This window comes from Vibrio sp. 1CM24A (assembly GCF_023161725.1).
Classification (GTDB): domain Bacteria; phylum Pseudomonadota; class Gammaproteobacteria; order Enterobacterales; family Vibrionaceae; genus Vibrio; species Vibrio coralliirubri.
Window position 1 is genome coordinate 790,442 of the sequence record NZ_JALNTS010000001.1, and the last position, 26,935, is coordinate 817,376.

Below are 26,935 nucleotides of genomic sequence, written 5' to 3' on the forward strand. Positions count from 1 at the left end.
AGGCTCAACTCTAAAGTGAGAAGTTGCCAAAATTAAAAGTTATCGAGGTTTAAAGCTGCCTAGGTTTAGAAGCAACCAAGGTTTAACGTTTCTTAAATTAGAAGCCTCATCAAGAGGCGCCTATATCCATAAATTCATTTAGGTTGTTAGTACACGCCTTTACATTGGTATGTACCAGATGACGAGTATTAACCTAATCGACTTTTATGACGGTTAAATGAACAAAAAATGGCAATTTAAAGATCGGAAAATTTCTCAACACAAGTGACAAATTTGAATATGAAGCTTTTGTGAAAATAACGTTTGGGCTATTTACGACCGTTTAAATTGGTTGTTAAAGTAACCGCAAATACTGGTATAGTCCAAAATACAAATCACGAGAATTGAACATGAGAAACGAATACCTACTACTGACACCGGGTCCTCTATCTACTTCTGAAACCGTTCGCCAAGCGATGCTAAAAGATTGGTGTACTTGGGATGATGAATACAACAAAGACGTTGTTGAAGTGATTCGTAGCAAGCTAGTGACTTTGGCGACTAAGCAAACGGGTTATACGAGCGTACTAATGCAAGGTAGCGGCACCGCTTCAGTTGAAGCAACAATCGGTAGCGTTATCTCAAAAAGCGGCAAGCTTCTTGTTGTTGACAACGGTGCGTATGGTGCTCGTATTGCTCAAATCTCAGAATACTTAAACATTCCATGCCATGTCGTTTCCCCAGGTGAAACATCACAGCCTGACTTGAACGAAATGGAGACGGCATTGGCTATGGATTCAGACATTACTCACGTTGCGATTGTGCACTGTGAAACCACTACGGGTATGTTGAATCCAATCGAAGACATCGCCAAATTGGCAAAGCAGCACAACAAAACCGTCATTCTAGATGCAATGTCGAGTTTTGGTGGCATCCCTATGGATATAGCTGACTTAGGTATCGATTACATGATCAGCTCGGCAAACAAGTGTATTCAAGGTGTACCTGGATTCGGATTTGTTATTGCGAAGCAATCGGAACTGGAAAAATGCAAAGGCCAAGCTCGTTCATTAAGCCTTGACCTGTTTGACCAATGGCACTGCATGGAAAGCAACCATGGTAAATGGCGCTTCACCTCTCCAACTCATACAGTGCGTGCTTTCTACCAAGCTCTACTTGAATTGGAGCAAGAAGGTGGTATCGAAGCTCGTCATAATCGCTACCAAACCAACCAAACCACCTTGGTTGCAGGTATGCGCTCTCTTGGCTTTGAGCCACTGCTTAATGATGATCTTCATTCACCTATCATTACTTCTTTCTATTCTCCAACTCATAGCGATTACCAATTCAAGGAATTCTATGACCGCTTGAAAGAACAAGGTTTTGTTATTTACCCGGGCAAAGTTTCAAACGCAGACTGCTTCCGAATCGGTAACATCGGTGAAGTGTATCCGTCAGACATTGAAGCTCTCATTGGCGCAGTGAAAAACGCTATGTACTGGGGCATCAAATAATGACGACGACCAATCAAGAGCCGATTCTAAAGGCGACACACTTTCGAAGCGAAGGTGATGTGAACACCACGCCAGCACGCGAAAAATGGAACGAATCGCTAAACGATGATGCGACTCAAGCGATGTTAAAACGTGACTCTGACGTGTTTCTTCATCAAGCCATGTCAACGCCTTGCCTAGACACACTTGAAGCCGCCGAAGGCATCTACATTCAAGATGCGACGGGCAAAAAGTACATGGACTTTCACGGTAACAATGTTCATCAACTAGGCTATGGTCATCCCCACATCATCAATAAAGTGACTAAGCAAATGGCGTCATTGCCGTTTTCCCCGCGTCGCTTTACCAATGAAACTGCAGTTCAGTGTGCTGAGAAACTCACACAGATCTGCGGTAGTGATTTGAATCGCGTGTTGTTTGCTCCCGGTGGCACATCAGTGATCGGCATGGCGCTAAAACTTGCTAGACATGTCACCAACAATTTCAAAGTAGTGTCATTGTGGGACTCATTCCATGGCGCGTCACTCGATGCAATTTCAGTAGGTGGCGAAGCTTGTTTCCGCGAAGGCATGGGGCCATTAATGGCTGGCGTAGAACGCATTCCACCAGCGGTTTCCTATCGTGGCGCTTTTCCGCTTCGCGGGCAAAGCGCAGGCGGTGAAAGTGAGGCTACATGTGATGTGCACTACGCCGATTACCTTGAGTATGTGATTGAAAAAGAAGGTGGCATTGGTGCCTTCATTGCCGAAGCAGTGCGTAACACAGACGTTCAAGTACCAAGCAAAGCTTACTGGAAGCGCATCCGTGAGATCTGCGATAAGCATAACGTCATGTTGATCATCGACGACATTCCAAACGGTATGGGTCGCAGTGGCGAATGGTTCACTCACCAAGCTTTTGATATAGAACCTGATATTCTTTGTATCGGTAAAGGTTTTGGCGGCGGCTTAGTACCAATCGCAGCCATGATCACTAAAGACAAATACAACACGGCAGCGCAAGTTTCTCTTGGGCACTACACCCATGAAAAAAGCCCAATTGGTTGCGCGGCAGCACTCGCCACCATGGAAGTGATTGAGCAAGAAAACCTACTTGAAAAAGTACAAGCGGACAGCGCATTCGTGCGTGAACAACTGCTTCAAATGAAAGAGAAGTACCCAGTCATTGGTGACGTTCGCGGCATCGGCCTGCTCTGGGGGGTGGAATTGGTCACCGATCATATCACCAAAACCCGAGCTTTCGATGAAGCGGAAGCAGTACTTTACCAATGTCTAAACGATGGCCTGAGTTTCAAGGTGTCACAAGGTAATGTGATTCAGTTGAGCCCACCATTGATCATCAGTCGAAGCGAACTAGAAGTCGCTCTGTCTGTATTTGAAAAAGCGATAGCAAAAGTCTGCAAAGACTTTGAGTACCTTTAAACCATCATCTAACCAATAACTTAAAACAATCATTCATCTCCCAGAACAACTTGAGCTGGGAGAGAACAGAAATAGGACACGACTATGAACACAACATCACCTATCCAAGCGGTTATCTTTGATTGGGCTGGCACTATCGTTGATTTTGGATCATTTGCTCCAACCAGTATTTTCGTTGAAGCATTCAGACAAGGTTTCGACTTTGATATCGACTTAGCAGAAGCGCGTGAACCTATGGGGATCGGCAAATGGGACCACATCCAAGCAGTGGGTCGAATTCCAGCTGTTGACGCTCGTTGGAAGGCTCAGTTCGGACGCTCGATGACAAGTGAAGACGTTGACGCGATCTACGCGGCATTCATGCCTCTTCAAAAAGCGAAAGTAGCCGATCACGCAGCACCTATTTTGAATGCGATAGAAGTGGTCAATAACCTTAAAGAGAAGAACGTGAAGATCGGCTCTTGTTCAGGTTACCCACGTGAAGTGATGGATGTTTTAATTCCTGCCGCTGCAGATTACGGTTACCGACCAGATAACGTGGTAGCGACCGATGACTTACCTCAAGGTGGTCGCCCTGCTCCATTTATGGCACTGAAAAACGTAATCGACCTAGGTGTAACTAGCGTTGCTGAGTGTGTAAAAGTAGACGACGCAGCACCGGGGATCGATGAAGGTCACAACGCAGGCATGTGGACAGTTGGACTTGTATTATCGGGGAACGAAGCAGGGTTAACGTATCAAGAATATTTAGATGCAGACGAGACAACACTTGCGGCTGCACGTGAAAAAGCAAGCGTTAAGCTAAACAAATCAAACCCACACTACCTAATCGATACCATTGCAGACCTACCTGGTGTCATTGCAGACATTGAAAAACGTTTGTTAGCCGGAGAGCGCCCATAACTCCTGTAACTTCCGCAAATCAGGGCCTATAGCCCAATAATCCGCACATATAAAAAGAAACCTCGTATCACCTAAAAATGATACGAGGTTTCTTCGTTTCCAATATTTGAGACAACAATTAATTGACAAAAACCTCTGTAAATAGCACCTTAAATATATAATTTTTAACAATTTCATTGACCATAATAAGCAACTACACTAACAATGTAATAACAGTTCCAAGATAGGTTCGACCTGAATCTACGCCTTGAACGACTTACTGCTGCAGTGTCCCAATCAGTAAGTCGTCGCTTTAAAGGCTCATTCAGATAACAATAAGAGTTAATCCAAGGATAAGATTATGAAAAGACTGTCAAAAATCATGTGTGCAGTAATAGCTGCTTCAGGTTTCGCTGCTGCTCCTTCAATTGCCGCAACGACATACGTAGGCGCAAAAGTTGGCATGGGGTGGCTAGATAGCGCTTGTGTCGACAACGTTGATTGTGAAGATGATTCAGTTGCTGGCGGTATTTACGGTGGTTACAACTTTACCGATAACATTGCTCTAGAATTGAATGCAGATTATTTAGGTGATTATGACACCAGCTTTAACAACAACGGAGCGACTCAAAGATACAGCGATTCTATCGTAGCCATTTCTTTGAGCCCAATGTATCGACTAGCGATTAAACAACAATTTGATATCTTCTTCAAAGCAGGTCCTGCTTACATCATGCACGATGATGAAGACGATGTTGTACTGGCTCTAGGTATCGGTGCTGAGAAACAGTTTGCCGACGACTGGGCAGTGAGAGTGGAATACCAATACTTCGATGATTTTGACGATAAGATTATCCAAGACCTTAACTCTAACCTTGTTACCATTGGTCTAAGCTACAATTTCGGTACAGGTAACACGACAGCTTCAGCCGCAACAGTAGCTACTGCGGCAGCGGTAACACAAGCTCCAGCTGAACCAATTGCAGAACCTGAAGCCGTTGTGGTTGAAGAAGAGACTGTTGTAATTAAAGCGCAAACTGAAAGCTTCTCTCAAGGCATGTTTGAGACAAACAGCACTGAACTGTCTACTGAGGGTGAAACTGCTCTAATGCCACTAGTAGAAGTGCTGCAAACTTACCCTCAATCGTCAGTCAATGTCGTTGGTCACACCGATTCAACAGGTGCAGCTGAGTACAACATGATGATCTCTAAGAAACGTGCAGCAGCTGTTGCCGCATACATTGAAGAGCAAGGTATTGAAGCAGACCGTATTACGGCTACAGGTGAAGGTGAAGAAAACCCAGTAGCAACAAACGATACCGCTGAAGGTCGTGCGCAAAACCGTCGTGTTGACGCAACAATCCCAAGCTTCGAATACCAAGAAGAAGCGCAAATGGAAGAAGTTATTGTAGAAACGGCTGAATAATAGCACTCTACTCTAGCGAGAATAATTAAGGGCGGAACACTGTAAAGTGCTTCGCCCTTTTCTTTGTCTGGCTCTACTCATACGCCGTAAGCCGTAAGCCGTAAGCCGTAAGCCGTAAAAAATAGCCTATCGCCAAGGTATACAATCAGAAGGCTAAACGATTTCCCAGCTGTGGGTCATCTCTACGCCAGCACCTAGCATCAGACATACTGAACAGTATTTCTCTAATGAATCCGCACAGACTTTAGCAACAAGCTCAGGATCAAGGTTGTCACCCGATACTTCAAAATGAATATTAATCACGGTAAAGATTTTTGGTGCGGTTTCACGACGTGTTGTTTCAAGTTTTGCATTACAGCCTGTGATGTTCTGGCCTGCAGATTTCAAACCATCAACCACATCAACAGAGCTACAACCACCAGCCGCCATTAACACCATTTCCATCGGGCTTGGCGCAGTAGCACCACCACTTCCGTCCATAACGACAGAGTGACCTGATTGAGATTGACCTAGGAATTTAAAGCCTTCGACCCATTTAACTTCTGCTTGCATGCTGTTCCTTAGATGTACGAAAACGTCATCATTATCTATTATTTTACATCAATGCCTACACCCTACTACTGGCGGCATTTATGAGCAAGATTTTCTCAATGACATATTTTTTTCATGAATGATGCAATTTTTTCCATCTAAAACCTGTCTCTATTCGTACATTCAAAATCGAATGAGAAGAACGTCAAGATGAGGTATCTATGAATAAATTATCTAAAATATTGGTATCACTCGTGGTTGCGCTACCACTGATTTCGCTGTTTGTAAGCCAGACTGGCACTGCCAATACAATGGATAAAACAGCTAATTCAGGTAAAAGTGAAATCGCGACACTGGCTGGTGGTTGTTTTTGGTGTACAGAATCCGACCTAGAAAAACTGACAGGCGTCACCGACGTTATTTCTGGGTACTCTGGTGGTGAACTAGAAAACCCAACCTACAAACAAGTATCCTCAGGCAAGTCTGGTCACATCGAAGTGATCAACGTGACTTACAACCCTGATGTTGTTAGCTATGAACAGGTTCTTGACCAATTCTTCAGACACATCGACCCAACCGATGACAAAGGCTCTTTTGTAGACCGAGGCCGTCATTATCGACCAGCTATTTTCTATCATAACCAAGCACAAAAAGATGTTGCTCAGAACTTCATGATGGAGATCGACAAAGCTAATATCTTTGGTGAACCACTAAAAACAGAACTGATTGAATTTGAAAAATTCTGGCCAGCGGAAGACTATCATCAAGACTATTACAAGAAGAGTAAAGTTCGTTATAACTACTACCGCTATGCTTCTGGCCGCGATCAGTACCTAGATAAAATCTTCGGTGACGATAGAAAAGAGAATCCACAAACTATCCGTCAGATCATCGACAGCAAAAATGCGACAGCTAATGCTAAGACCTACGTCAAGCCGTCTGATGCAGAGATCAAAGCGATGCTAACCTCACTGCAGTACGATGTAACACAAGACGATGCAACAGAGCGCCCGTTTGACAACAAGTACTGGGATAACAAGCAAGAAGGTATTTACGTTGATATCGTAACTGGGGAACCACTGTTCTCTTCAAAAGACAAATACAAATCAGGTACAGGTTGGCCGAGCTTTACACAGCCAATCAGCGAGGCTTATGTAGTCACAACTACTGACTACAAACTGCTTTACCCAAGAACAGAGGTTCGCAGCAAGTTTGGCGATTCTCACCTGGGACATGTATTTAAAGATGGTCCAAAACCAACAGGGTTACGTTACTGCATGAACTCAGCCGCAATGCGCTTTATCCCAGCGGATAAATTAGCAGAAGAAGGCTATGAGGAATACGTTGAGATGTTTGAGGGCTAAGCATTCAGCAATTAACGATCAGCCTATGACAACAAAGCCAGCATATCGCTGGCTTTGTTATTATTTACAGAGCTTTATTTATTAGCCTGTTCATCTTATTAACCCGTTAACACCGTGTCTTCTGGGTATTTCAACAAGGAAGGTTCTGGGCGAGCTAACATATAAGCCAAGGTCAAAGGACCGATACGTCCAATCACCATAACAACAATCATGATGTATTTACCTGTCTCAGTCAGGTTCGCGGTTAAGCCAGCCGTTAAGCCAACCGTTGCAAAGGCTGAAATCACCTCAAACATGACTCGATCAAACGCTGCCTTTTCAGTAAGCATTAACAAAAACATCGCGGTGGTTAATAACGCCCCACTTACCACAATAATGGCCAATGACTTTGTTACCGCTTGCCAAGTTACGGTTCGCTTAAACATCACTACATGCTTTTTCTGACGGAGGAAGGTCCACGTTGCGACAAAGGCTACTGCAAAGGTCGAAACCTTAATACCCCCACCCGTTGAGGTAGAACCGGCACCAATCAACATCAGTACAATCATCACCAATAATGCAGGTTGCGTGTACTGAGACAAATCCACACTATTAAAGCCAGCAGTACGAGCACTTGCCGACTGAAAAAATGCGGCTAGCCACTGTCCTTGAGTCGATAACCCTTCCATGGTTGCTGAGTTATTTCTTTCCAACAGCCAGAACAATACCGTACCTACCAACAATAGAGTCGGAGTGGCGGTTAGCATAATCTTGGTGTGTAAATGAAGATGTCCAAAACCTTTACGCCAGTTACTCGATAGGTCGCCGACGACTGTGAAGCCTAGCCCGCCGAAAATAAACAAGCCAGCTAAGGTGAAGATCACCAATGGATCATCCACAAAACTCATCATACTGTCTGAAAACAGTGCAAAACCTGCGTTATTGAATGCTGATATCGCATGAAAAAGTGCATAAAAGCTACCCGTTGACCATCCCATCTCAGGCACCCAGCGGAAACAGAGCAATACAAAACCGATAAATTCAGCCACTAATGCAAAGATGATGATCTTCTTAACTAATTTGCGAAGGTTAATCTTACGATCTTGGCCAAGCGCTTCTTTCGCTAGTGCTTGTTGTTTAAGGCTTAACCGAACACCGAACATGTAAAGTAGTACCGCAGATAGAGTCATCTGCCCTAACCCACCGACTTGCATCAAGAACATCAGTAAGATTTTGCCCGACAAGGTGAAATGCTCACCGGTATCGACAACACCTAAGCCTGTCACACTGATCGCCGAGGTTGCTGTAAACAGTGCATCCGTAAAGCTTAGGCCTGTCACGGAGAATACAGGCATCGTCAACAATATTGCAGAGGGGATAAGCACGCCTAAGAAACTCGTAAGGATAATCTTAGGTTCAGAGCCTTTACGTGGCTTTTTATCACTCTTAAGCGTGTAGAAAGTACCTTTTCGTTTTAACGAATTCATACTGTTACCTTATTGCCAATTACCAATTGCGTAGCTTTCTAGATAAGGTCTCTTTCGGCCCTGCGATGATCACCACATCCCCAATTTCTAAACTCACATCCAGTTCTGGTGCTTTAGTTAGGTTCGGTCCTCGTTTGAAGCCAAGTACCTCAACACCATTTTCTTTACACAGCTTAAGGTCGCCAAGTTTCTTACCCAACAAATTAGAACCAATAACAATCTCCGTCATCGCTAAACCGCTGCCAAGATCGATAAACTCAAGAACGCGTCTATCCAACATTTTACGCGCAACACGAATGCCCATATCTCGTTCAGGCATGATGATATGGTCGGCACCAATCTTAGAGAGAATCTTGCCGTGAAACTTATCGTTCGCCTTTACCCAAACAGCTTTTGCGCCTGACTCTTTTACCACCAGCGTAGTGAGAATACTGGAGTTAACATCAGAGCCAATCGACACCATCACCATGTCGTAATCGTCGAGTCTTAACTCTTTAACTGTCTCCTCACTTGTACAGTTCGCAACAATCGCTTGTGAAACAAAAGCCGCCGCTTCTTTCACTCGCTCTTCATCAATATCGACGGCGAGTACCTGTGCGCCTGAACTTTGTAGCTCTTTGCAAACAGATAAACCAAATCGCCCTAAACCGATAACTGCATATTGTTTGTCGCTCATTTGAAATCCTGTTTAGAAATTTTAATTACACGGGATAGCCAAACCTACATTAGTTTCTATCTCAAAAAAAGTTAGTTCTGCAAGAATAAGGTTATACTATTGTCATAATCGCTTGATTTATAAAGGTAGAGAACAACTCGAGTTTCTGCTAATTTCCAATTCATAATTTCTGCGGCAGCACACACAATGAATGAATTCATAACCCAAGTACAAACCTACATTAACCAGAGCCATAGTGATTGGGCAAACAGCGTCCTATTCATCACTATTGCGAGTTTTCTCGCTTGGGTAGCTTGGCGAATTATCCATAATCGCTTAGAAATTCTGGTTCAGAAAACCCCATTCCACTGGGACGATCTACTGCTAGAAGCACTGAAAACCCCAGTCAGCACATTACTTTGGTGTTGGCCTGCTACAGTATCTGTCGGGCTAATCCTTCAAGACCAGTTTGGCAATGAAATCAACTGGTTAAAAACGCTTAAACACATATTGATTATCTGTACCTTCGTTTGGTTTACCTTACGAATGATCACTAACACTGAAGCGTATGTCTTAGAGCAAAAAACCAGAGACGAAACCACAGTACAAGCTATAGCGAAAGTCGCTCGCTTGTTCTTTATGGTGATGGGCGGTCTAACCATCATGCAGGCGTTTGGACTCAGCCTTTCCGGCTTACTTACCTTTGGTGGTGTGGGTGGTTTGATCGTCGGTTTAGCGGCTAAAGACTTACTGTCGAACTTCTTCGGTGGCATGATGATTTACTTCGATCGCCCTTTTAAAGTCGGCGATTGGATACGCTCTCCCGATCGTCAAATCGAAGGTACCGTCGAACGCATTGGTTGGCGCATGACCATCATTCGCACCTTTGATAAGCGTCCTTTGTACGTGCCGAACTCTGTGTTCAGTAACATTGTGGTCGAGAACCCATCAAGAATGTTGAACCGCAGAATCAATGAGACTTTTGGGCTGCGTTACCAAGATGCAAACAAACTGGCTCTGATTGTGGATGACGTAAAAGCCATGCTTGAAACTCACCCAGATATCGATGCCAAACAGACGCTGATCGTTAACTTTGATAAGTTTGGGCCGTCAACACTTAACTTCTTTATCTACACCTTCACAAAAACAGTCAACTGGGTGAGATACCACGAAGTTAAACAAGATGTCCTGTTGCAAGTGTTAGCGATTATTCATAAGCACAATGCAGATATCGCCTTCCCAACACAAACACTCAAAATCGATCCTCAGGGCTTTGGTGAAACTCACGCTCTTGGTGAGGCTCAAAGTATGATCACTTCCGCCCCGGAAGGTCATCAATAACCAAGCCTATATTGATTGTCGAGAAGTAAGCTGGTTAATAATAAGTAAACTGGTTATCGATAAATAAACAGCGTGAAGCGTGGTAACATGGCGCCAGTATTCAAATGCACCTAATTACCACGCTATGATTTTACCTGTCATTCTAGCCGGCGGCTCCGGAAGTCGCCTCTGGCCACTGTCTCGCGAACTTTACCCTAAGCAATTTCTCAATATTGCCGGCGACCAGTCAATGCTTCAGCAAACGCTTCTACGCCTGCAAGGTCTTGAAGAGTACTTGATGGATAGTAAATGCGATGCCCCATTCATTATCTGTAATGAAGAGCATCGCTTTATTGCCGCTGAACAAGCTCGATCAGCTAACATTCAACATAGTGGTATTCTGCTAGAGCCAGTCGGTAGAAATACAGCCCCAGCTATTGCGCTTGCCGCCCTAAAGACTTTAAGTAAACCAGCGCTTAATGAACAAAGCACATCCGACCCTATCTTGTTAGTGCTGGCTGCTGATCATCACATCGCGAAAACCTCTGAATTCCAACAAGCGATTAGTCGTGGTGTTGATTATGCAAAACAAGGCAAACTGGTGACATTCGGCATAACACCTGACGCCCCAGAGACTGGTTATGGCTATATCAAGCAGGGAGAGCCTCTTTCCTACAGTGTTCAAACTGATACTAATGGGACAGAGCAGCCAATCAATCATGCCTACGCCATAGAGTGTTTTGTAGAAAAGCCAGACACAGCGACAGCAGAAGAGTACATCCGCTCAGAACAATACTTATGGAACAGTGGCATGTTCATGTTTAAGGCATCACGCTATGTTGAAGAACTCGCCGAACACCACCCTGAGATATTAGCGGCTTGTAAACTCGCTCTTGCAAAGCAAAATACCGACCTCGACTTTATCCGTATAGACGCTGAAGCATTCAAAAGCAGTCCGAGTGATTCAATCGATTACGCCGTGATGGAAAAGACCTCACACGCCGCAGTGATCCCGATGGATGTCGGTTGGAACGACATTGGTTCTTGGTCTGCGATTTGGGATGTAAGCGAAAAAGATGAGCACAATAACGTCATTGAAGGTGATGTGTTAACCGTCGACTCTCAGCACAACTACATCCATGCTGAAAACAAGTTGGTTGCGACGGTAGGCGTCGATAACCTGATTATTGTCGAAACCAAAGACGCTATATTGGTTGCGAACAAAAACAAGGTTCAAGGTGTTAAATCGATTGTCAGTCAACTAAATCAAGCGGGTCGCACAGAACATGTGCATCATCGTGAGGTGTTTAGACCTTGGGGTAAATACGATGTAATCGATCTAGGCAAACGCGACAAAGTTAAACGTATCACCGTAAAACCCGGTCACAAGTTGTCGTTACAAATGCACCACCATAGAGCGGAACATTGGGTAGTCGTGGCGGGTACTGCGAAAGTGACCAACGATGAGAAAACCTATCTGGTTGAAGAAGATCAATCCACTTACATCCCTTTAGGCCATATTCACAGCCTAGAGAACCCAGGGGATCTCCCACTCGAGATGATTGAAGTACAAACAGGCCGTCATTTAAGTGAAGACGACATCATTCGATATCAAGACAGTTATGGGCGAGACGTGCGCAAGCAACAAGTCCACTCATCAAAGCACAACCAAACCAAATAAAGCAGCGACAAATCGATGAAACCAACATTAGACCTGAGCTGCTTTAAGAACAACGATATCCGCGGCGTCATTGGTAAACAAATCAATGAGCCACTCGCCTACCTGCTCGGTAAGGCATTTGGCGAATACGTCCTGTCCGCTACGCCTGAAACCCCATTCGATGGCTTGGCGCAGGTAGTGATTGGTCGAGATAACCGCGAAACCTCCCTGTCATTACAAGAAGCCATGACCAAAGGCTTAATCGAGTCAGGGATTACTGTGATTGACCTGGGTATGACTGGCACTGAAGAGGTCTACTTTGCGACTCGTTACCTAAAAGCGATTGGCGGAATACAAATTACAGCTAGCCACAACCCAATCAATTACAACGGCATGAAATTGGTCGGTGTAGACGCTAGCCCTATCAGTAAAAACAGTGGTTTAGATGAAATCAAACGACGCATTGAAGAACTTAATCAAGAGCTGAACTGCAATTTACCGTTCGTTCATGCACAACCAAGTAATTCTCGTAGAACGACCAGTATTCTTGCTCCGTACGTCGAGCACCTACTCTCGTACATAACCCCATCAAAGCTGTCACCGATGAAGATTGCGGTTAATGCTGGGAACGGCGTTGCAGGACATATCATTGATGCTTTAGAGAAAAAATTTAACGAACTCGGTGTCCCTATCACCTTCATCAAGGTTCATCATACCCCTGATGGAAACTTCCCAAATGGTATTCCAAACCCTTTAATTAGAGAGAACCAAGCAGCCACTCGAGATGCCGTTTTAGAGCATTCTGCCAACCTTGGAATTGCTTGGGATGGAGACTTCGACCGATGCTTTTTCTTTGATGAGCAAGGCAATTACATCGAGGGTTATTACATTGTCGGGTTGCTTGCTGAAGCATTCTTGGTCAAACAGCCTAACGCGACTGTATTACACGATATGCGCATGACATGGAACACGATTGAAGTCGCTAACACGCATGGTGGAAAAGCGATTGGAATTAAGGCGGGGCACGCACTTATTAAAGAGAAGATGCGTGAAACAAATGCCGTCTATGGTGGCGAAATGAGTGCGCACCATTATTTTCGTGATTTTGGATATTGCGATTCAGGCATGATTCCTTGGCTATTGGTTATCGAACTAATGTCGAAAACTCAACAATCGCTTCACCAATTGACGAGTACCAGTATAGATAGATTCCCCTCTTCCGGGGAGATCAATCGAAGAGTATCAGACCCAGAGCAGGTCATGGGTTGCGTGTTATCGCACTACCGAGATAATGCCGTTGAGATAGATCACACAGACGGGATCAGCATCAATATGGGCACATGGCGCTTCAACTTAAGAAAGTCCAATACCGAGCCATTAATACGCCTTAACGTTGAAACCAAACAAGATAGAGCTTTGCTATCACTTAAAGTCGACGAGCTACTGTCTTTTCTCATTTAAGAATACAGACACTTCCAGTTTTCAACTAAGATCCACAAAAAAGCCCTTATTAGCTGTTGCTAATAAGGGCTTTGAATTTTCAGTAGCTTAATCGCTGACTGTAATTAGTCTATTTGTTACGGCGAGCTTCAACAGCGTCTGCCAGTTGGCGAAGTACTGTTTCAGTATCTTCCCAACCAATACATGCATCAGTCACAGATTGACCGTAAGTTGCAGCTTTGCCGTCAACCAAGTCTTGGCGACCTTCAACAAGGTGAGATTCAATCATCACACCAAAGATAGCTTTGTCGCCACCAGAAATTTGTGCGCTTACGTCGTCAGATACGTTGATTTGACGCTTAAACTGCTTAGAGCTGTTTGCGTGGCTGAAATCGATCATCACTTTTTGTGGAAGACCAGAAGCTGCTAGCTCTTCTTTAATCTTACCAACGTGTTCTGCGCTGTAGTTTGGCTCTTTACCACCACGTAGGATGATATGACAATCAGGGTTACCTGCTGTTTCAACGATAGCTGAGTGGCCGTACTTAGTTACCGATAAGAAGTGGTGAGAAGCGCTAGCAGAGCGAATAGCATCTGTTGCGATCTTGATGTTGCCATCAGTACCATTCTTAAATCCAACTGGGCAAGATAGGCCAGAAGCCAGTTCGCGGTGAACTTGAGATTCTGTAGTACGTGCGCCGATTGCACCCCAACTGATTAGATCAGCAACGTATTGAGGCGTGATCATATCTAGGAATTCGCTTGCCGTTGGCATTCCCATGTCAGTTAGGTCAAGCAGTAGCTTACGACCTAGACGAAGTCCATCATTTAGCTTGAACGTATCGTTCATGTACGGGTCATTAATTAAACCTTTCCAACCAACGGTTGTACGTGGCTTTTCAAAGTAAACACGCATTACGATTTCAAGGTTATCACCAAGTTCGTCGCGCAACACTTTCAAACGCTTACCGTACTCAAGAGCAGCTTCTGTGTCATGAATAGAACATGGACCCACAATAACAAGCAAGCGGTCATCGCTCTCTTCTAAAATATTGTGGATCGCTTTGCGGCTTTCAAAGGTTGTAGAAGAAGCAACTTCGGTCGCTGGAAACTTTTCTAAAACAGCAACAGGGGGTAATAACTCTTTTACTTTGTTAATTCTTACATCATCAGTCTGGAACATTGCTTACTTCTTCCTTTTTCTATCCTTGAGCTGAATGTACGTTGTCTCACGTCACTTTCTATCAGCACTAATCTTCTTGTTCCCTGTAACTTAACTAGTAAAAACTCTAGTTTCAATCACTAATTAAAAATAAACGCAATTTTTTTTGTGTTTTATATTTAAAACACCCTGTATACCATTATTTACACGCTATCGATTGCGTATTTTATAGGAAAGCAAGAACAGCCATTATTCAAGTTTCATCATGCATGTAAAATTGTGTCGAACTTAAAAACAAAAAAGCTCACGCATTCAGCGTGAGCTTTTATTTAATTACATTCTTTTCAATGGCTTGACGACACTATCAAGCCCTTCAATTTTCAGAGCAAGGCACAGTTTTAATAAATCGCCTAGTTCACCAGACGGGAATCCCTTTTTATCGAACCACAGCAAATATTCTTCAGGTAGGTCAATCAGTGTACGACCCGCGTACTTTCCAAATGGCATCTGCATTCGAGCCAACTTAATCAGGTTTTCTTTCTCTAGCATTATTCGCTCTTTCTATGCGTCATCTATGTTGTGTAGAGTATCACCTAAACGCTCGACCCAATAGTTGATCGCGTCTTTGGCATCATCCAGCGAATCAATTATGGTTGAAAAGTCTTTATTACCCGCTTCACGATCGATGGCTGCAAACAATGGTGTACCCTCTTGAGCATCACTGACCAATAACTCTACACTCGCACTCCCAACATTGGTGTGCTCACCAGTCGTGACCTTAGATATGGTTGACATCGCAAGACCAAACGGCAGAACGCTGCTCGTTACAGCTAAGATCGGATTTGGCGTTTCAACGTTACTCAGAGCGATACTCAAGCGCAGCGTTTTTCCTGTAGGTTCATCGACAATCGTTTTATGAGGCGATATTTTTTCTTCCAAGCGTTCAACCATATGCTCAGTGAGTTCCTGAATCTCTTCCTGATCCAACGAACCTTCTTCTGCTAAAACAAAAATTTGGTCGATCACTACAGAGTCGTAATCATCTAACTTGGACTTCAAACGCTGTGTGTCACGCAGCCCAACCCTTGCCCAAACCAAGTCGACGCCTCCGACAGGCCCAGCCTGAAAATCTTCGTAGCTGGTAAATTTAGTAGCTGTTCTAATTGGGCCGCCTGCACAACCAAACAAGAAAATGCTGGTTGCAACAAGCAAAAGGACTTTTAAAGAGTTCATAACGCACTTAGCTAAAATTAAGGAATCTAACTAAGTATGCCATACCCTATGTGAAAAGGTTGTAGAAAAAGGGGGTTAAAAATCAGAGCTAACTCTAAAATTAATCATGTTGAACAGTGTGTGCGTACTCTACAATTACCTGATTTCCTTCAATATAAGCATTTTGGATCTCACCATCAACACTCATTCTACTTTTCAGGTAAACCACTTTAGGCCCAGACTCATTGCCCTCTTTTAGCGAAGGGAATACATTCCTTGGTTCCAAATGAAGTAAACGACAAAAGTGACTAATGAAAGACATGGTTAATGGCGTCTCCCCTCTTAGCACTCTTGAGAAATCAAGCTGGTTCATGCCTAGCTTTTTTGAAAACTCCATCTGCGTAATTCGCATTCTCGATTTTTGTGACATCCACGTTTGATACAACGCGTCTCTGTCTAGTTCTGTGAATTCCATACCGACTCCTTTATATAATTCATACCAATCAATTGTCCGGTTTTTCATACATGGCGTGTCAGGGTTCGGTTAGTGGAAACCAAAGGTTTGGTTTTGATATGCGCACAATTGTCGTACAGAGCAAAGCGAAACAACCCAAATTCATTCACTAAAACGATTAGAGCAAAAGCTTTCTTTATTTATATCAATAATTTATACGTTAACGAACTAAACATATAGCAAGTTAATTTGTATTAAGAATTAAAAGTTCGAGATTGGCATTCCACATTTCAATCGATTGATTCGCATTTATAAAACTGGTTGGCTACATTTCGGTTGCTCAAACGCACTTCTGGCAAACTATTTGAAAGAATAGGACGCAAAGCCACCGGTCTGTCGACAAATATTCTGTCTATGATAGCGGGGCCGCCACTTAATAGGATTTAAGTGTAAATGCATGCCGGAGTGTTCTCTTTTTTGTCGGCCAAATACAGTAAGGACAAATAATGAAACAACTCCCAAAAAAATCACTCATCGCGCTATCGCTTCTTAGCGTAAGCGGTGCTAGCTTCGGTCACGGTTATGTCTCTGCATACAACAATGGCGTTGCTGAGAGCCGTGTTGCCCTATGTAAGTTCCCTGCGAGTGATACGCAAGAGAAAAACACCAACTGTGGTGGTATCCAATACGAACCACAAAGTGTAGAAGGCCCTGAAGGCTTCCCAGAAGTTGGCCCTGCAGATGGAAAAATTGCCAGTGCGCAATCTTCTTTAGCTGCAGCGCTAGACGAGCAAAAGGCAGACCGCTGGGTTAAACGCCCTATCAAGTCTGGTTCTCAATACTTCGAGTGGACATTCACAGCTAATCACAAGACTCGCGATTGGAAATATTACATTACTCAACCAGACTGGAATCCAAACCAGCCTTTGGCACGCAGCTCTTTTGACTTAACGCCATTCTGTGTTGTTGAAGGCAATATGGAACAGCCACCGATGCAAGTAAGCCACTTGTGTAATGTGCCAGAACGCGAAGGCTATCAAGTGATCCTTGCGGTATGGGATGTAGGTGACACTGCTGCGGCTTTCTACAACGTTATCGACGTGAAATTTGATGGTGACGGCCCTATCATTCCTGATTGGGATCAAGGTGGTCAAATCAACCCGACACAAGACCTGAATGTTGGTGACGCTGTTTATACGCGTGTATTTGACCAATCTGGTGAGAACGCTTCATACAGCACAGAGCTTGTGATTGAAAGTTCTGAGCAAGGCAAAGCCAATAACTGGTCTTACGCTCTTGCCTCTAAGATCAATCAAGAGCAGACGCAAATCAAAGCAGGCCAATTGAACGACCAAGGCGATTTCGCACCCGTTTACGGCACTAACCCTGTTTATCTAAAAGCAGGCTCTGGCTTTAACAGTGTAGAAATCGGCTACAAGATTGATACTCCAGAACCCGAGCATGAGTTAGAAGTAACGGGCTTAGAATCAGAGTACATTATCGATGAGAGCCAACCTACTCAGCTTGATCTTACGTTAGCGGCAACAGGCGATATCCAAGCTGAGCTTACCGTGTACAACCATCACCGTGAAGCACTTGCATCTCAGAAGTCTGAGTTAACAGACGGACAAGTTGAAGGTGTTCAACTGACTCTTTCTAAGTCTGAAGCTGGCCACCACATGCTTGTGGTTGTGACGAAAGATGACCAAGGTAACTTAGTGGATCAGAACACGCTTGATTTCCATCTAATGGACGAGCAAACGCCGCCACCAGCGGGCGACTACGACTTCGTGTTCCCAGAAAGCATTGAATCTTATACTGCAGGAACAAAGGTTCTGAGCAGCGATGGTGGTGTTTATCAGTGTAAAGAGTTCCCATACTCTGGTTACTGTGTTCAATGGGCTCCAACAGCAACTCAGTATGAACCAGGTGTCGGTTCACACTGGCAAGATGCTTGGAACAAAGTGGACTAATTGTTAGCGAGTTACTTACTTTCAAGTATGTGAGCTTGTGTAATTAGCCAAACAAAAACGGATGCCCAGAGCATCCGTTTTCTTATTCAGAAACAGCAGAAATGCGGTTATCAAAGTAGATAATGGTCTGCCAACAGAGCCACAAACAAGATCATGAGATGATAGATGGAGAACTTAAAGGTTTTCATCGCCATATTAGGTTCATCACGATATTTAAGTATCCAAGCGTGATAAACAAACCCGCCGTTGAGCACCAATGACGCGCTCAGATATATCCAGCTACTCATGCCAACCAATACAGGCAATATACACACGATGCTAAGCAACAAGGTATAGAGCAAAATAGACGTCTTGGTGTATTCGATTCCGTGGGTTACAGGCAGCATGGGGATGTTCACTTTGGCATACTCATCACGACGATGAATTGCCAACGCCCAGAAATGCGGAGGTGTCCAAATAAAGATGATCATCACCAACAACCAAGCGTTTGAATGCAGCTCGTTGGTGACTGCCGTCCAGCCCAATAGCGGAGGCATAGCGCCTGCGATCCCTGCAATTACGATGTTCTGTGGCGTCGCTCGCTTCAAGTACATGGTATAAATCACCGCATAGCCCAATAAGCTTGCAAAGGTTAACCAAGCCGTGAGTTGATTGACCCACACCACTAACGTAGCAAACCCAAGTAAGCCGATACCCGCAGCAAAGCTGAATACGCGCACACTGCTGAGCTCACCGGATGGTAAAGGACGTCGATTTGTTCGAGTCATCTGGCCGTCGATCTTTTTATCGATCAAATGGTTAAACGCTGCCGCTGAACCTGCCATTAACCCTATCCCAATCATTCCGAACAAAGTTTGTTGCAAAGGCAATCCATTCGGCACGGCCAAACACATCCCAACCAATGCGGTCAGCAACATCAAAGCCACCACTTTAGGCTTAGTCAGCGTTAAATAAACTTTCCAAGTGGCTTTGTTTTTTTCAGCCTTTTCGTTACTTAAAGTTATGTCATTGTTGGCTGTTACCTTATGAGTTAAGGCTGCGTCTTGAGCCACCACTTCATACTGTGTTGACGTTCTACTGACCATGATTACCTCCTTGTAATACACTGCTTTTCACCAAGCTCTCACTCGGTTTGCGTTGCCACACCACAAAATTGGTTACAACCATACTGATGAGCAACATTGCTGCGACTAGGTTATGCAAAACCGCAACTGAGATTGGCAAGTGAAACCATATATTACTGATCCCAAGGCTGATTTGAGTAAACAATACTATTGCGACAATCACACTTAGCTTTTGGTGAGGCACTTGGCCAAACTTCCATAACTGGTACACGACCATCAGCACCGTTAACGTCGCCACAATAGCTCCAAACCTGTGCATGACATGGATGGTGAGCCTCGCAGGATACTCCAACACGCCAAACTCATAGTTATCGTGTCCATGTTGAGCAAAATCGAACGCATTTTTGAAATCGAGGTAGCTCATCCAGTTACCTTCACAAATAGGCAGTTGGGTACACACCAAAGCGGCATAGTTTGACGATGTCCAACCACCAAGCAGTATCTGCCCAACCACAATGAGTAACCCAAACAGCGACCAAACTTTAAGTGTCGGAGAATAAGAAGCCTCGCCAAAACGGCTTTGGAATTGAGACAAACGACAGTAGAGCAGACACAACAGTGACAGCAACGTGAAGCCCCCCATCAAATGCGCCATAACCACAACGGGCATCAACTTGAGAGTCACCGTCCACATTCCAAGCAAAGCCTGAAAAATCACAGTGGCTGAGATAAGTAATGGAAGACCAACTGGTGTGATGTTCTTTTTAATACACCAAGCTACAACGACAAAGATAAGCAGCCCTAATGTTCCTGCAAAGTAGCGATGTATCATCTCTATCCACGCTTTGTCTGCTTCAAGAGCTCGCTCTGGAAATTGCAGATTGGCTTGATTCACCGCTTGGGCATCAGACGGAACGGTGATCTTACCGTAACAACCCGGCCAGTCAGGACAGCCAAGGCCAGCATCAGACAAACGTGTATAAGCGCCGAGAACAATCACGGTAAGGGTTAACAAGATAGTCACTCGCATCACGAGCATCAGTAAATCAGGGGCTTTATTCTGCATCGCTTATCTCCCTATACTTATTCCCTTTCGCTGCTTAAGCTCAAGCACTCGCGCCAACACTACCCAACTCGTGATAGCTTAAGTAGCTTTCTTAAATCATGAATCATGCCTTTGGATTGCCCGACTAGCTGCGACGGTTCCGAAACGCTTTTGTACTCCATAACCAACTGCCCTAGTGGGTCAATAATGACAATAGAAGCCGGCGCAAACTCGGTACTTAACTGATCGCCACCAGCTAACAAAGACAGATCCGGCTTATCGAGCGAACCCGATAACGAGTTACCCTCAGATACAAAAACAACGGCGGTCACGCGCTCTTTGTTTTTCCCTAGCGCCAAGTAGCTTTGATTCAAATAATGAAGCTGTTGTTCACACAAGCTTTCGCACTCCATCGGTGCGATATAGCCCACTAACCACCCCTCTCCAGCCATGGGTACCGTTACGCCGAAGTCCGCTAGTGTGGTTCTTGGTTCAACCAATTCGCCCGAGTTAGTGACGCCTGACGTGTACCAATTCTGGTCCAACACGGTTTTGGCAATAATCGCAGGCAAAGCGAAAATCAAAACTAATCCGATTAATACCAGACGTCCCTTAGTACGGCGGCTTTTAAGCTCGGCCATGTTTGCATCGGTACTTTCCCTGCTGATTTGTACTTGAGATTTATCCATCTTTCTTCCTTGTTGTAGGCGCTGCTTTTAAGTCGCTATTTAAACTTCAAGTGCCTACTTATTATTCGTGTGGCTATTTTTCTTCAAATGACGGAACCCAATTAACAACATCAAAAACAAAAGTACCGCTGCCATTACAAACCATTGAAACGAGTAACCGAAGTGCTTCTCAGATTTCATTGCCGTCGGTCGCCATAACAACTCATAAGGCCAAGATTCTAAGCTTTGCGGTTGGAAGACAAAGGGTAAGACGTCTTGTCCTGTGTACAGTGATAACGCTGCTATGTTTAGGTTTTGGATTCTATTCGGTGTCGTATTTTCTAAACCCAACTCATGACTTAAAGGGTTAACTGAGCGTGTATACAAGCGCCCTGACATTTTGGTTGGTACCGTGATAGTTCCTAGTTGCGGTAGTTCTCTTCTGTCATTACTTGCCGGAACAAACCCAAGATCGATCAACAACTGTTTTTCAGCCACTAAGGACTGGTTTTCATCTTCAAGAAGAACCTTACCCAACATGTAAATCACATACCCTACCGTTCCTTGGTTTATCTGGTTGTCTAACAAGAGCATCAAGCCACTCGCATTGACTAATTCAACATCCGCCTTTAACCCGTTTAGAGTTTGAGGGTTTAATGACTCTTGGCCAGATAAACCCAGCTCTCGCATCTGAGAAATAACGGCATCTAAAGATTGTGACGATAGCTGTGATCTCTCTGTTAATTGCTGTTCATAACGCAATTTCTCGTTACCACGATCGAGTTGCCACAAACCTAACTTGATTAAAGCGCCGACTGAAACCACAGTTAAAACAACCGCTATCCAAAAACCTTTACTGCGGAACTTGTGTTCATCATCATTCAATCGGTTTGGAGTTATCACTATGGCGTCATCTACCTTTGCTCTGTTATTTAAAGTCGTATTGGTCGCTTTGCTGTTTTTTATCGCTTTCAATTTGATGAAAGGCCTAATCCAAATCGCCTCGGGTAAACACAATGGAAAAAGGCTCAGTCACTTCTTGGGTCGTCGAGTCATGTGGTCAGCCGTTGTCGTGTTACTTTTATTACTTGCTTTGGGATCCGGAGTGATAACTCCTAACCCCCGCCCCTATTAATCCCCTATAGGCTCAACCGTTAAAGCACATAGACAAATACAAACAGGCCTAACCAAACCACATCAACAAAGTGCCAATACCAACTGCCCGCTTGGAACGCAAAGTGGTCTTTCGGAGTGAAGTGGTCTTTCGCAACCCTTGCCAGCAACACAATCAAAAAGATCGTCCCTAAACAGACATGTAAGCCATGGAATCCGGTCAACAAGAAGAAGGTGTTGCCATAGATACCAGACTGAAGTGTCAGCCCCATCTCTTGATAAGCGTGAAGATACTCTTCAACTTGGAAGAACAGGAAGAAGCCAGCCAGAACAATGGTTATCTCCAACCAGACGATCAAAGCCATACGCTTATTTTGCTCAAGACTGATATGTGCCATGTGCAGCGTCACAGAGGAAAGCAGCAGAATAATGGTGTTCTTAAGAGGGATACCTTGCCAAGGCATGGCTTGTGTCGTTACGCCATCAGGGGTAGTCGTTAGTGGCCATATTGATTGGAACATCGGCCACAATACTTCATGGGTCATTTCATTATTGCCCGCACCACCAATCCAAGGCACAGAAATCATGCGAGCATAGAAAAGCGCGCCAAAGAAAGCGCCGAAGAACATGATTTCGGAGAAAATAAACCAACTCATTCCTTGTCTAAAAGAACGAGAAATCTGCTCAGAATAGAGACCACTCAATGATTCTGTGATCACATTGCTAAACCAACCTGCAAGCATGTAAAGCAGCACAGCAAACCCGACTAACAACACCGCTTTGCCAAATACACCACCAGCGGCGTCGGTGCCCATGTTTTGCACCGTCAAGCCAGCGCCAACCGCGACCAAAAACAGTGCTACAGCACCCACTAATGGCCAGTGACTTTTATGTGGAACGAAATAAACTTCCTTTTTAGAACTCATCGCTCAACTCCTTTTGTTGATTCTGGTTCTGTAAATCCCTAGTTACTTGCGAGTGTGCTCGCTTTTGGTGAGCCAGATTGTAGTGTACTCAATGTTGATGTAGTCACTTCAGGCTTACTTGCCTCTCCACTCACCTGACTCGTGATGTTGAACAGCGTATAAGAGAGCGTCAGCGTGTGTATCGATTCTGGAATATCTGGCTCAATGTAAAATATCAAACCCATTTCTGCGCTCTTGTGCCCGTCCAATGGCTGCTGATTAAAGCAAAAGCACTCCATCTTATTGAAGTAAGTTGCCCCCATACCTGGAGAAACCGATGGTACGGCTTGGCCAACCAATGAAGCTCCAGAAAGGTTTTTGGCAATGTAGTTAGTCTGAACCACCTCACCAGGATGAACCTCTAACACTCGAACCTCAGGCGAAAACTGCCATGGCATATCTGGCTTGATGTGGGACATGAATTCGACTCGAACCGTACGAGAATAGTCAGGCTGCATTCCCTGAGGTTGAACTGCGGAAACGGTATTGGTTTTACCATTTATCCCTAAAGCCTCACACATCACATCGTAGAGCGGCACCAAAGCGAAACCGAAGCCAAACATCGCAACCACGCTCAACACCAAGTAACCTGTCAGCTTTTTGGTCGATCGCTTATTAGACAGGCGCTTTGGTTGGTTTTTATCTTGATCGCTTTGCTTATCACTCATGGTTCTGCCCTCTAATCCACTTTCGGCGGATGAGTAAAGGTGTGGTGAGGCGCCGGGCTTGGTACTGTCCATTCAAGACCTTCAGCTCTATCCCAAGGCTTGCTTGGCGCAGGCTCGCCCCCTCTTACGCACTTAATTGCTAGCCATAAGAAAATCAGCTGAGACAACCCAAAGGCAAAACCACCAATCGACACAACTTGGTTAACGTCAGCAAACTGAATCGCATAATCAGGAATACGACGCGGCATACCCGCTAACCCTAAAAAGTGCATAGGAAAGAACAGTACATTGACTGAAATCACCGACGTCCAGAAATGCCACAGGCTGAGCTTGTGGTCGTACATATGCCCAGTCCATTTCGGCAGCCAGTAATAAGCGGCGGCCATAATTGAGAACACAGCACCTGTCACCAGAACATAGTGGAAATGAGCTACAACAAAGTAGGTATCGTGGTATTGGAAATCAGCAGGCACGATAGCGAGCATCAATCCGGATAACCCACCAATCGTAAACAGAACAATGAAGGCAATCGCAAACAGCATTGGCGTCTCAAAGGTCAAAGCACCCCGCCACATGGTCGCCACCCAGTTGAAGACTTTCACACCGGTCGGCACAGCGATCAACATGGTGCAATACATGAAGAACAATTCGGCAAATACTGGCATACCTGTGGTGAACATGTGGTGCGCCCAAACCAAGAATGACAGCAATGCGATACTACAGGTCGCATAAACCATAGAGTGATAACCAAACAGACGCTTACCACTGAATGCAGGGATGATCGCCGAGACAATACCAAAAGACGGCAAGATCATGATGTACACTTCGGGGTGCCCAAAGAACCAGAATATGTGCTGGAACATCACCGGGTCCCCACCACCTGCGGCATCAAAGAAGCTAGTCCCAAAGTATTTGTCGGTCAGCACCATAGTCACCGCACCCGCGAGCACGGGCATCACGGCTATCAGTAAGAAAGCGGTAATTAACCATGTCCATACGAACATTGGTAGCTTGAACCAAGTCATGCCCGGTGCGCGCATGTTCACTATGGTTACGATGACGTTAATCGCCCCCATGATCGAACTGATCCCCATAATATGGACTGAGAATACGAATAGCGCTGTACTGTCTGGGCCATAAGTTGTCGAGAGTGGCGCGTAGAAGGTCCAACCAAAGCTCGGGCCGCCCCCCTCTGTAAACAAAGATCCGATCAAGATTAGAAACGCAAAAGGCAAGATCCAGAAACTGAGGTTGTTCATTCTCGGCAGCGCCATATCTGGTGCACCGATCATCATCGGAATCATCCAGTTAGCCAAACCCGTAAATGCTGGCATCACGGCACCGAATACCATGATTAAACCATGGACTGTAGTCATCTGATTGAAGAAATCTGGCTCAACAAGTTGTAAACCCGGTTGGAACAGCTCCGCACGGATCACCATCGCCATGGCGCCGCCCGTTAAGAACATTGCAAAGCTGAACCACAAATAAAGTGTACCGATGTCTTTATGATTGGTGGAATACAACCAACGAGCCCAACCTTTAGGTGCCGCATGTGAGTCGTGATCATCAACAGGCAAATCATTATTGCCCAAAGTGCCTTCCGCAGAATGGCTCAGTACTTGATCTTCTGCTGGAGCCGATTTCACCGGCTTATTGATTGGTGAACTCATAACTGATCCTTAGCATCATTTTGTGCATCATCCGTTGAGCTTTCAGAACTGCCTTCTTGTTTGGCCTTATAAGCGTTGATATCTGAAGCCTGAACAATATCGCCAGTGTCATTACCCCAAGCGTTTCGTTGATAAGTCACTACCGCTGCGATCTCTTTCTCAGTTAACTGATTATCGAATGCTTGCATCGCCGTGCCGCCACGACCATAAACAATGGTGTCGATATGAACATCCACATCACCAAGGGCAATAGGACTTCCTTTGATGGCAGGGAATGCTCCGGGAATGCCCTCACCGTTTGCTTGGTGACAAACCGCACATCGAGTTTTGTAAACCTCTTCACCGATGGTATTCAACTCCGCCAAGGAAAGTGACGCATCTAATGCATCTTTCGCGGCTTGCTGTTCGGCTATCGCTAACTCTTTCTGCTCCGCTAGCCATGAGTCAAACTCATCTTCTTCCATGGCGTGCACCACGATCGGCATGAAACCATGAGCGCGGCCACACAACTCTGCACACTGCCCTCGGTAGACACCAGGCTCATCTATCTTAGTCCAAGCCTCATTGATAAAACCTGGAATGGTATCTTTCTTAACGGCGAATGCTGGCACCCACCATGAGTGAATCACATCGTCGGAAGTCATTAAGAAACGGACTTTACGGTCAACAGGCAGTACAAGCGGCTTATCAACTTCTAGCAAGTAATGCGCGCCTTTCACTTCGAGGCCTTCAATTTCTTTGTCACTAGTCGCTAGAAGGCTGAAAAATTCGACGTCTTCACCAAAATAGCTGTAATGCCATTTCCATTGTGAACCAGTGATTTTAACGGTCAGATCTGATTGGGAGGTATCTTCCATCGCGATCAAGGTTTTGGTCGCGGGTATCGCCATAGCGATGAGGATGATGATAGGGATGATGGTCCAAAGAATTTCGACTTTCGTGCTTTCGTGAAAATGGGCAGCAACGGCGCCCTTTGATTTCCTGTGCCTCAAAATCGAATAAAACATCACACCAAAAACAACAAAGGCAATCGCACAACAGATGTAGAAGATCAGCATATGAAGTTCATACACCTTACCACTGATCTCAGTGACGCCTTGAGTCATGTTGTAATCACTACTTGCGTGCACTAAAGGCGAAACTAAAAGCACAACAAAACTCTTCAAAAGCCACGCTAGCCTAACCAGTAATCTTTCCAAAAGATCTCTCCTTATCCTTCCTAATTGGATACTTGCGACCTAAATGTCGTTGCGAGCTGGACAACATTCATTGTTATTCCG

The 26,935-nt window shown here is 44.8% G+C and carries 25 protein-coding genes and 1 riboswitch; of the genes, 10 read left to right on the plus strand and 15 right to left on the minus strand.

What is annotated here, in order from left to right:
- Positions 1–389: 389 nt before the first annotated feature.
- The 4 genes from phnW to MSG38_RS03295 all read left to right on the plus strand — a co-directional run bounded on the left by phnW (position 390) and on the right by MSG38_RS03295 (position 5,222).
- A complete protein-coding gene (gene phnW / locus MSG38_RS03280) occupies positions 390–1,493 on the plus strand; it encodes a 2-aminoethylphosphonate--pyruvate transaminase (RefSeq protein ID WP_248400984.1) in 1,104 nt (367 codons plus the stop codon).
- Positions 1,493–2,914, plus strand: a complete 1,422-nt coding sequence (locus MSG38_RS03285; RefSeq protein WP_248400985.1) for an aspartate aminotransferase family protein — start codon at positions 1,493–1,495, stop codon at positions 2,912–2,914. The genes phnW and MSG38_RS03285 overlap by 1 nt, the downstream gene beginning before the upstream one ends.
- A gap of 84 nt (positions 2,915–2,998) precedes the next feature.
- Positions 2,999–3,817: a phosphonoacetaldehyde hydrolase gene (phnX, locus tag MSG38_RS03290; RefSeq protein ID WP_248400986.1), complete on the plus strand. Its 819-nt coding sequence runs from the start codon at positions 2,999–3,001 to the stop codon at positions 3,815–3,817.
- A 340-nt stretch (positions 3,818–4,157) separates the two neighbouring features.
- Complete coding sequence (locus MSG38_RS03295; RefSeq protein ID WP_086967693.1) at positions 4,158–5,222, plus strand: OmpA family protein; 1,065 nt, start codon at positions 4,158–4,160, stop codon at positions 5,220–5,222.
- A gap of 153 nt (positions 5,223–5,375) precedes the next feature.
- On the opposite strand, the gene MSG38_RS03300 is transcribed toward MSG38_RS03295, so the two are convergent.
- Positions 5,376–5,774, minus strand: a complete 399-nt coding sequence (locus MSG38_RS03300; protein WP_017068628.1) for an OsmC family protein — start codon at positions 5,772–5,774, stop codon at positions 5,376–5,378.
- Positions 5,775–5,974: 200 nt separating this feature from the next.
- On the opposite strand from MSG38_RS03300, the gene msrB reads away from it, so the two are divergent.
- Positions 5,975–7,117: a peptide-methionine (R)-S-oxide reductase MsrB gene (gene msrB / locus MSG38_RS03305; RefSeq protein WP_050649209.1), complete on the plus strand. Its 1,143-nt coding sequence runs from the start codon at positions 5,975–5,977 to the stop codon at positions 7,115–7,117.
- 98 nt (positions 7,118–7,215) lie between these two features.
- Here msrB and MSG38_RS03310 read toward each other — a convergent pair whose 3' ends face one another.
- Entirely contained in the window at positions 7,216–8,583 is a 1,368-nt protein-coding gene (locus MSG38_RS03310; protein WP_248400987.1) for a TrkH family potassium uptake protein, read from the minus strand.
- A 19-nt stretch (positions 8,584–8,602) separates the two neighbouring features.
- Entirely contained in the window at positions 8,603–9,259 is a 657-nt protein-coding gene (locus tag MSG38_RS03315; RefSeq protein WP_017065605.1) for a TrkA family potassium uptake protein, read from the minus strand.
- Between the two features lie 186 nt (positions 9,260–9,445).
- Here MSG38_RS03315 and MSG38_RS03320 point away from each other — a divergent pair, with 186 nt between their 5' ends.
- The 3 genes from MSG38_RS03320 to MSG38_RS03330 all read left to right on the plus strand — a co-directional run bounded on the left by MSG38_RS03320 (position 9,446) and on the right by MSG38_RS03330 (position 13,679).
- A complete protein-coding gene (locus MSG38_RS03320; RefSeq protein ID WP_050644031.1) occupies positions 9,446–10,579 on the plus strand; it encodes a mechanosensitive ion channel family protein in 1,134 nt (377 codons plus the stop codon).
- A 124-nt stretch (positions 10,580–10,703) separates the two neighbouring features.
- Positions 10,704–12,239: a mannose-1-phosphate guanylyltransferase/mannose-6-phosphate isomerase gene (locus tag MSG38_RS03325; protein WP_248401085.1), complete on the plus strand. Its 1,536-nt coding sequence runs from the start codon at positions 10,704–10,706 to the stop codon at positions 12,237–12,239.
- A 15-nt stretch (positions 12,240–12,254) separates the two neighbouring features.
- Positions 12,255–13,679 carry a phosphomannomutase CpsG gene (locus MSG38_RS03330; protein ID WP_248400988.1) on the plus strand — a complete coding sequence of 475 codons (1,425 nt, stop codon included), beginning with the start codon at positions 12,255–12,257 and terminating at the stop codon, positions 13,677–13,679.
- Between the two features lie 109 nt (positions 13,680–13,788).
- Here MSG38_RS03330 and aroG read toward each other — a convergent pair whose 3' ends face one another.
- The 4 genes from aroG to MSG38_RS03350 all read right to left on the minus strand — a co-directional run bounded on the left by aroG (position 13,789) and on the right by MSG38_RS03350 (position 16,507).
- Positions 13,789–14,841 carry a 3-deoxy-7-phosphoheptulonate synthase AroG gene (gene aroG / locus MSG38_RS03335; RefSeq protein ID WP_048608856.1) on the minus strand — a complete coding sequence of 351 codons (1,053 nt, stop codon included), beginning with the start codon at positions 14,839–14,841 and terminating at the stop codon, positions 13,789–13,791.
- 312 nt (positions 14,842–15,153) lie between these two features.
- Positions 15,154–15,369, minus strand: coding sequence for a DUF3820 family protein (locus tag MSG38_RS03340; RefSeq protein ID WP_004730103.1), 216 nt, complete (start codon positions 15,367–15,369; stop codon positions 15,154–15,156).
- Positions 15,370–15,381: 12 nt separating this feature from the next.
- A complete protein-coding gene (locus MSG38_RS03345) occupies positions 15,382–16,053 on the minus strand; it encodes a DUF3313 domain-containing protein (protein WP_059018970.1) in 672 nt (223 codons plus the stop codon).
- A gap of 100 nt (positions 16,054–16,153) precedes the next feature.
- Positions 16,154–16,507 carry a hypothetical protein gene (locus MSG38_RS03350; protein ID WP_017061749.1) on the minus strand — a complete coding sequence of 118 codons (354 nt, stop codon included), beginning with the start codon at positions 16,505–16,507 and terminating at the stop codon, positions 16,154–16,156.
- Between the two features lie 323 nt (positions 16,508–16,830).
- A riboswitch (cyclic di-GMP riboswitch) is annotated at positions 16,831–16,920 on the plus strand.
- A gap of 72 nt (positions 16,921–16,992) precedes the next feature.
- Here MSG38_RS03350 and gbpA point away from each other — a divergent pair.
- Positions 16,993–18,459, plus strand: a complete 1,467-nt coding sequence (gene gbpA, locus MSG38_RS03355; protein ID WP_248400989.1) for an N-acetylglucosamine-binding protein GbpA — start codon at positions 16,993–16,995, stop codon at positions 18,457–18,459.
- Positions 18,460–18,569: 110 nt separating this feature from the next.
- On the opposite strand, the gene cyoE is transcribed toward gbpA, so the two are convergent.
- From cyoE to MSG38_RS03375, 4 genes are read right to left on the minus strand one after another with little or no spacing between them, the layout of a single operon-like run.
- Positions 18,570–19,544, minus strand: a complete 975-nt coding sequence (cyoE, locus tag MSG38_RS03360; protein ID WP_248400990.1) for a heme o synthase — start codon at positions 19,542–19,544, stop codon at positions 18,570–18,572.
- Positions 19,534–20,589: a COX15/CtaA family protein gene (locus MSG38_RS03365; protein ID WP_248400991.1), complete on the minus strand. Its 1,056-nt coding sequence runs from the start codon at positions 20,587–20,589 to the stop codon at positions 19,534–19,536. Before MSG38_RS03365 ends, cyoE begins: the two co-directional genes overlap by 11 nt.
- A 59-nt stretch (positions 20,590–20,648) precedes the next feature.
- The gene (locus tag MSG38_RS03370; RefSeq protein WP_248400992.1) at positions 20,649–21,257 is read right to left on the minus strand and encodes a hypothetical protein; all 609 of its coding nucleotides are present in this window, start codon (positions 21,255–21,257) and stop codon (positions 20,649–20,651) included.
- A gap of 54 nt (positions 21,258–21,311) precedes the next feature.
- Positions 21,312–22,253, minus strand: coding sequence for an SURF1 family protein (locus MSG38_RS03375; RefSeq protein ID WP_248400993.1), 942 nt, complete (start codon positions 22,251–22,253; stop codon positions 21,312–21,314).
- Here MSG38_RS03375 and MSG38_RS03380 point away from each other — a divergent pair.
- Complete coding sequence (locus MSG38_RS03380; RefSeq protein ID WP_248400994.1) at positions 22,141–22,371, plus strand: DUF2909 family protein; 231 nt, start codon at positions 22,141–22,143, stop codon at positions 22,369–22,371. The two genes, MSG38_RS03375 and MSG38_RS03380, sit on opposite strands and share 113 nt — an antisense overlap.
- 19 nt (positions 22,372–22,390) lie before the next feature.
- Here MSG38_RS03380 and MSG38_RS03385 read toward each other — a convergent pair whose 3' ends face one another.
- Genes MSG38_RS03385 through coxB form a run of 4 tightly spaced genes read right to left on the minus strand, consistent with a single transcriptional unit; the run spans position 22,391 to position 26,854 of the window.
- Entirely contained in the window at positions 22,391–23,275 is an 885-nt protein-coding gene (locus MSG38_RS03385) for a cytochrome c oxidase subunit 3 (RefSeq protein ID WP_248400995.1), read from the minus strand.
- 38 nt (positions 23,276–23,313) lie between these two features.
- Positions 23,314–23,982 (minus strand): cytochrome c oxidase assembly protein, encoded by a 669-nt coding sequence (locus MSG38_RS03390; RefSeq protein WP_248400996.1) that lies wholly within the window; start codon positions 23,980–23,982, stop codon positions 23,314–23,316.
- Between the two features lie 11 nt (positions 23,983–23,993).
- Positions 23,994–25,655 carry a cytochrome c oxidase subunit I gene (gene ctaD / locus MSG38_RS03395; RefSeq protein WP_017061756.1) on the minus strand — a complete coding sequence of 554 codons (1,662 nt, stop codon included), beginning with the start codon at positions 25,653–25,655 and terminating at the stop codon, positions 23,994–23,996.
- Positions 25,652–26,854, minus strand: a complete 1,203-nt coding sequence (coxB, locus tag MSG38_RS03400) for a cytochrome c oxidase subunit II (RefSeq protein ID WP_248400997.1) — start codon at positions 26,852–26,854, stop codon at positions 25,652–25,654. The genes ctaD and coxB overlap by 4 nt, the downstream gene beginning before the upstream one ends.
- Positions 26,855–26,935 lie beyond the last annotated feature (81 nt).